General features: G+C 57.0%; 1 CRISPR repeat array.

Annotation, left to right across the window (positions count from 1 at the left end):
* Positions 1–65: 65 nt before the first annotated feature.
* Positions 66–1,393: a CRISPR direct-repeat array (repeat unit 30 nt; unit sequence CCTTCAACCCATCAAGGGTCCTTCTGAAAG).
* Between the last annotated feature and the right edge of the window lie 30 nt (positions 1,394–1,423).

The raw sequence follows: 1,423 nt of genomic DNA, 5'->3' as shown, positions 1-1,423 counted from the left end.
TTCAACCCATCAAGGGTCCTTCTGAAAGGATCTTCTCCCACCGCCGGTGGCAGTCTCGACACGAACCTTCAACCCATCAAGGGTCCTTCTGAAAGCGGGGTGGACGGTGCGCTCGCGGATCAGCTGGAGCCTTCAACCCATCAAGGGTCCTTCTGAAAGGCGACTTCGCTATCCAACAGGATAACGACACCCGCCTTCAACCCATCAAGGGTCCTTCTGAAAGCGGGGTGGACGGTGCGCTCGCGGATCAGCTGGATCCTTCAACCCATCAAGGGTCCTTCTGAAAGGCGGCCGCGACTTTCAGCTCCGCGGGTGACGTGACCCTTCAACCCATCAAGGGTCCTTCTGAAAGCCAGCATCGACGTGGACTTTCCCAGTGTTGGAACCTTCAACCCATCAAGGGTCCTTCTGAAAGCGCGGCATCCCCGAGGACGGTCATCATCTGTTTGATCCTTCAACCCATCAAGGGTCCTTCTGAAAGCCACTCCTCGGTGCCTGCCGCCGCATCGACCGGAACCTTCAACCCATCAAGGGTCCTTCTGAAAGCGCGGCCGCGACTTTCAGCTCCGCGGGTGACGTGACCCTTCAACCCATCAAGGGTCCTTCTGAAAGCGCGGCCGCGACTTTCAGCTCCGCGGGTGACGTGAGCCTTCAACCCATCAAGGGTCCTTCTGAAAGGCTCAAATGCTTGGGTTGGGCGACTCGTTTAGACCCTTCAACCCATCAAGGGTCCTTCTGAAAGGAAACGTCGGGATCTTCGACCCTGCGGACGAATCCCTTCAACCCATCAAGGGTCCTTCTGAAAGTCCACCGGGACGATGTTGAACCCATACCCCAAATCCCTTCAACCCATCAAGGGTCCTTCTGAAAGCCACTCGCCGATGTCTTGCGATACCAGCGACTAATCCCTCAACCCATCAAGGGTCCTTCTGAAAGCGGCGGGGCGCTGACTCTCGTCAGGAAACAGCAGGACCCTTCAACCCATCAAGGGTCCTTCTGAAAGCATAGTCGTTGACACGCGGATATGGGTCGAAAGTGTCCTTCAACCCATCAAGGGTCCTTCTGAAAGGGGCCATTCCCTTTAGAGGCGGGCGAACAGAACGACCTTCAACCCATCAAGGGTCCTTCTGAAAGCCCGTCGCGGTCGTCGTCGAGCCGTTGTTTGGTCCTTCAACCCATCAAGGGTCCTTCTGAAAGGTATCCTCATCGGGAGCGAGGATCCCGCAGGGGTTCCTTCAACCCATCAAGGGTCCTTCTGAAAGGCCGATCGGTACGAACACGACGCTCTCTCTTGGTTGCCTTCAACCCATCAAGGGTCCTTCTGAAAGCCGATCCGCCCGTGTTCTCAACGTAGGCGCTTACCCCTTCAACCCATCAAGGGTCCTTCTGAAAGCACTCGGGAACCCCCCGCCGTCGACCACGG

The sequence above is a fragment of the Halobellus captivus genome (assembly GCF_007655485.1).
Classification (GTDB): domain Archaea; phylum Halobacteriota; class Halobacteria; order Halobacteriales; family Haloferacaceae; genus Haloquadratum; species Haloquadratum captivum.
Note: the sequence above shows the minus strand (reverse complement) of the source record. Positions and strands in the feature narration are given on the sequence as shown.